This window comes from Aeromonas molluscorum 848, from assembly GCF_000388115.1.
Taxonomy (GTDB): domain Bacteria; phylum Pseudomonadota; class Gammaproteobacteria; order Enterobacterales; family Aeromonadaceae; genus Aeromonas; species Aeromonas molluscorum.
Window position 1 is genome coordinate 1 of sequence record NZ_AQGQ01000218.1, and the last position, 5610, is coordinate 5610.

4 protein-coding genes are annotated in these 5610 nt (G+C 60.4%); 2 read left to right on the forward strand and 2 right to left on the reverse strand.

From position 1 onward, the window contains the following. Positions 1–102: 102 nt before the first annotated feature. Complete coding sequence (locus G113_RS18740) at positions 103–597, reverse strand: hypothetical protein (RefSeq protein WP_040319391.1); 495 nt, start codon at positions 595–597, stop codon at positions 103–105. 176 nt (positions 598–773) lie between these two features. Here G113_RS18740 and G113_RS18745 point away from each other — a divergent pair, with 176 nt between their 5' ends. Continuing rightward, positions 774–2738 (forward strand): sensor domain-containing protein, encoded by a 1965-nt coding sequence (locus G113_RS18745; RefSeq protein ID WP_005908882.1) that lies wholly within the window; start codon positions 774–776, stop codon positions 2736–2738. Positions 2739–2896: 158 nt separating this feature from the next. Here the strand turns inward: G113_RS18745 and rraB are convergent, their stop codons facing one another. Beyond that, a complete protein-coding gene (gene rraB / locus G113_RS18750; RefSeq protein ID WP_005908884.1) occupies positions 2897–3232 on the reverse strand; it encodes a ribonuclease E inhibitor RraB in 336 nt (111 codons plus the stop codon). A 378-nt stretch (positions 3233–3610) separates the two neighbouring features. On the opposite strand from rraB, the gene G113_RS18755 reads away from it, so the two are divergent. Further along, the coding region (locus G113_RS18755; protein ID WP_005908886.1) for an immune inhibitor A domain-containing protein at positions 3611–5610 on the forward strand (2000 nt) is incomplete at its 3' end.

Sequence of the window (5610 nt, forward strand, 5' to 3'; positions counted from 1 at the left end):
TTATTGCTGGACGTTTTATTGCCCGGCTGGGGCAATAAAACCACTCAAGAGGCCTGGTCACTCAGACCTTCGCCACTCTTAAGTGAGTCACCCTGCGAGCAATTAATTGCCCAGGGTGGCGAACAGACCCTGCTCCAGGGTACCGCGCGAGACGCAGACCGGGGTAATGGAGGGAGCGGCAACCCGCTCACCAGAGCCTTCGACGAAGAAGAGCTCGGTATTGCCCTTGACGTTGACGGTGGCCACGCTGTTGGTGCCGCTCTGGGTGACGATCAGGTTGATCTGCAAGTTGGGGTTACCCAGTGCAACTTTGGATCCCATGGTGCCGCAATCGAGCCACTCCAGGCCGTCGGCCGCATTCTCGACATTGGCCGTCATCAGGCCGGTGGCGCGCTGGCTGGTCTCTATCTTGAGGCCATGATCGGCAAACCACTTCTCGGCGCGAGCCCAGACCAGATCGACCGGGATCTGCATCTCCTGGGTGTTGTTGGTCGCCTTGGCGATCGGCGGATTGTAACGGTACTGCTCACCACCATTGTTGTCCGCTGCACAGCCTGCCAGCAGCAGCGCCAGGGCGCTCCCCATTATCTTTTTCATCTGTCTCTTCTCGTCTCATCATGAGGCCATAGGCCAACCGGCGGCTATTATGGCGCCAGCGTCAACGGCTGTCAGCAGGACAATAAAGAAATGATCAAGGCCCGTGCGGGCTTTACAAAAAGGGTGTCCTATCATAGATTTGCTCGAAACTTGCCCTTTGAGCCCACCTTCACACCTTGTTCACCCCAGATCAGTTGCAAGCCATCATAGATCAACTCCCCATCAGCATTTTCTGCCGGGGTGCCGATGGCCGCTACCTGCTGGTCAATCGTCATTTTGCCGAGCACGCCGGTGCCACTCATCCGGGCGATCTCCTCGGAAAAACGGACGCCCAGCTCCCCTGGGGAGACGTGTTTCGGGAAGAGGATAACCAGATCCTGACCCGCGGCGAACCTCTGTTGCACCAGCAGCAACTCTGCCTGCGTGACGACAGCGAGTTCTGGATAGAGACCCATAAAGTCCCCCTCTATGACGAGGAGGGGGCCCCGCTCGCCCTGTTTGGCGTCGTGAGCGAGATTGGTCAGCACAAGGAGCTGGAGCAGACCTTCAAGCAGCAGCAGCTGTTGCAGCGCCGCCTGCTCGACGCCATACCGGATCCTATCCGGTTCGAGGATCACGATGGTCGGGTGCTCGACTGCAACCAGGCCTTCCTCGATTTCATGGGGTTGCAGGCAAGCGAAGTGCTGGGCCAGAACGTCCGTCAACACCTGCCCCCCCAGATGCCCATGGGCCGCGGTGAATACTGCCTGCTCGATGCCAAGGGGCAGGGTCGCCATCTGGAGATCATCAGAGTCGAGGTGCCAGACGACAACGGCCTCTCCCTCGGGATTCTCACCCTGAGTCGCGACATCACCGGGCTGCGCACCACTCAGGCCCAGTTGCAGCAGGAGCAGCATTACGACAGCCTCACCGGGCTGCTCAAGCTCTCCCATTTCCTGCAGACCAGCCGCCATCTCGGCGGACGCCAGGCCAGCCTGCTGCTCATCGATCTGCAGCATTTTCGCGAGATCAACGACAGATTCGGCATCCGCATCGCCGATCGCCTGCTCAGCCAGGTCGCTCAGCGCTTGCAGCGCCTCACGCCAGCCAACGCCCTGTTGTGCCGGGTCGCCGCCAATGATTTCGCCCTGTTATTGCCCGAGCTGAATCAACCCCTGGCCGAATGGAGCCAGCGCCTGCAAGGGGAGCTGATGGCCCCCTATCAGGTCGAAGAGCATCGCATCCAGATCACCAGCTTCCTCGGTATCGCCCAGGGGCGAGCCAATGACGCCGAGCGTCTGCTGGGCCATGCCGAAGCAGCCCTGGCCGAAGGCAAACGCCTGCAGCAACACTGCACCCTGTTCGATCCCGAGCTCTACCAGCAGTTGCAGCGCCGCAAACAGCTCAGTGCCGACTTGCCCAAGGCTATCCGCTCGGCCGAACTCATTGCCGTCTACCAACCCATTATCTGCGCCCGGCAAGACAAGCTGCATGGCGCCGAACTGCTCTGCCGATGGCCTCACCCGACTCTTGGCATGGTGGCGCCGGACGAGTTCATCCCCCTGGCCGAAGAGCTGGGACTCATCGGCCGACTCGGCGAACTGATGCTCGAGCAAGGCTGTGGCCAGCTTGCGCTCTGGCAGCAGGTGTGGCCGCACCTCATGCTGTCGGTCAATCTCTCGCCACTCCAGTTTCGCGACCCCGAACTGTGCGAGCGCATCCAGGCCTGCGCCCTGCGCCACGGCATTTCACCCACGACCCTGGAACTGGAGATCACAGAAGGGGTATTGATGGAGAACGCCGACGAAATAGAGCAGAACCTCTCCAGCCTGATCCAGGCCGGTTTCCAGCTCGCCATCGATGATTTTGGTACCGGCTACTGCTCCCTGGCTTATTTGCCGCGCCTCGAAGTGGCCACCCTCAAGCTGGATCGCAGCTTCACCCGGGATCTGATCAGCAATGCCGCGACCACTGCCATAGTGCGCTCCGTCATCGGCCTGGGTCATGAACTCGGCATCCAGATCACCGCCGAAGGGGTCGAGACCCAGGAGCAGCGCCGTTGGTTGACCGAGGCGGGCTGCGATCGCCTGCAGGGCTACCTGTTCAGCCGCCCCTTGCCTCCCCAGGAGTTCGGGCGCAGCTATGGCCTGAGCGATACTTAAGCCCGGGGGCTCAACCTGCGCCTTCAGCGGCTGCAAAAAAGAGAGGCCACCCTGGGGTGGCCTCTCTTTTTTGTGTTGTGCTCCCGGCGCCCTCCATGGCGGCGGTTTGGTCTTCCCTCACCACCCATATGGCGGCGCCGGCCCCGGGAGATACGGCATTACTCCTGGAAGTAAGTGCCCCAACCATCGTAATCCACACCGTATTTCTCGAGTATGGGGCGCATCTTCTCGATATCGGCGAGAATGAGCTCCACATTCAATGCACACTCGGCAGTGGCATCGAAACAGAAGATAGTGGCACCGTCATCCAGCTCCATCTCTTCGGCATCAGTCACTTCAAAGCCAGCCTTGAACAAATCCACCGCAGCTTTCTCCAGCAGATCGAAATCCTGACAGGCGAAGTGGTGCTCTATCTCGTAATCGAGCTCAGGGTTGCTGCCGTCGGCCAGCAGTTCGGTAACGATGGCGGTCGTTTCGTCGCGCCACTCTTGCATATCCAGACTCATGTTGCCTCCCAGGCGGTATGGTTGCGCAAAGCATACCTGTCCGGCGCGCCGTGCTCAACGAGTGTCGGTGTCCATCTTGCCCCTTGTTCAGGCTGTCGCCCCTCCCCCAAATGGGGATATGCCCATTTTGGGGGGTAATCCGCACTATCTTCCATCCATTGTGTCATGTGCCGCAGATCTAACAGACAAGATCATTCACGTCAGAATGAACCAGACGTCCAGCACTGCCGGTCCAGCATATCAGCACAACGGGAGCGCCATGACAAAAGGGGCGACTCGGGTTATCAAGGGTCGGCAAGCCGAGCTTGCAAACGAGAGAGGAGCCCCTGCGGGCTCCTTTTTTTCACGTGATGGAGCACGTTAATAATGACTAAAAACACCATACTGAGCCTGCTGATCGGCTCGACCCTTATGATTGGAAATCAAACCAGTGCTGCCCCTGCCCATGGCCCTTTCGATGCCCCTCTGGCCGATGAGGCCAAGGTGCTGGAGATGCTCAGGAAGAGTGGCAAGATTGCCACCCTGGCGTCACCCGAGATGGAGCAGGCCGCCCTGGCCCGCTTCTACCGCCAGAAGTCCCGCTCCCATCAGAGCCATGGGGCTCTGGCGGTGCAGGAGGGAAAAGTGCGCGAGCGCATCCTCAAGAAGATCCGCTTGAACGGCACAGCCCGCCCCGGTGATCGCATCCCCACCCTGTTGCTCAAATCCATCGAGAAGGAGACCTACCACGGCACCATGCGGCAGGACAAGATCCTCGCCATTCTGGTCGACTTTCCCGATTACCCGAAAAACAGTGTGCGTCCCGAGCTCACCAGGATGTACTACCCGGACTATACCCCGGCGCACTACAACGATCTGCTGTTCTCCGCCAAGGGTTACCAGGGCCCGAATGGCGAGACATTCATCTCTATGCGCCAGTTCTACGAGCAGCAGTCCGGCCAGAGCTACAGCGTGCGTGGCCAGGTCGCGGGCTGGTACACCGCCAGCAAGAATGCCGCCGATTATGGCAATAACCAGAACGAAACGGCGGTGCGCGACCTGGTGAAAGAGGCGCTGATCCAGGTAGCCAACGACCCCAGCATCGATCTCGCCGAGTTTGATCAGGAGGATCGCTACGACCTGAACGGCAACGGCAATCGTAACGAGCCCGATGGGCTGATCGACCACCTGATGATCTTCCATGCCAGTGTGGGGGAAGAGGCCGGGGGCGGCGATCTGGGCGAGAATGCCATCTGGGCCCATCGCTGGAACCTGGGCAACCCCTACCCCATTCCCGGCACCAGCAGCCCGGTCGGCAACTTCAACGGCCAATACGCCGCCTACGACTACACCATACAGCCCATCGATGCGGCGGCCGGGGTTTGCGCCCACGAATATGGTCACGATCTCGGCCTGCCGGACGAATACGATACCAAATACAGTGGCAAGGGAGAGCCCGTCGCCACCTGGTCCATCATGTCCTCTGGCTCCTGGGCTGGCGTGATTGGCGGTACCGAACCGACCGGTTTTTCCGCCTGGGCCAAGGAGTTCCTGCAAGCCTCCCTCGGCGGAAACTGGCTGCACGGCAGCAACGTGCATGTCGATGACCTCAGCCGACGCGGCAATGTCTATATGCTGGACCAGGCCAATGACAAGGGGCGCAACGATGATGTGGTGCGCATCAACCTGCCCGCCAAGCAGGTGCCCCTCAATCCCCCCTACGCCGGCCAGTTTGAATACCATGGCGGCAAGGGGAACGATCTGGACAACCGCATGGTTCTCAACCTGGACTTGACCGGCACGCAGAGCGCCAGCCTGGGCTTCAAGGCCTGGTATCAGATAGAAGATGGCTTCGACTATGCCCGGGTACTGGTCAATGGCCAGCCTATCTCCGGCAACCTGACCACCTCGGACGATCCGAACGGCATCGGCTTTGGTATCGGCATCACCGGCAACTCGGGGGGCTGGGTCGATGCCGACTTCGACTTGAGCCCCTGGGCCGGTCAGCAGATCCAGCTCAGCTTGCAGTATCTGAGCGATGGTGGCGTGGCCGAGCAGGGCCTGTTCGTGGACGAGATCCTGCTCATCGCCGATGGTGAGACCCTGGTCAGCGATGGGGCCGAGACAGACTCGGCCTTCGACCTGGCAGGCTTCGTTCAGAGCAACGGCAATGAGGCCAAGGATCACTACTACCTGGCCGAGTGGCGCAGCCACGCGGGTGTCGACCAGGGACTGGCTCACATCAATGTCTCGGATCAGCTGATGCGCTACGAGCCGGGTCTGCTGCTCTGGTATGTGGACAACAGTCAGAGCAACAACTGGGTCGGCCAACACCCTGGGGAGGGTTTCCTCGGGGTGGTGGATGCGGATCAGCGCCCCCGTCACGT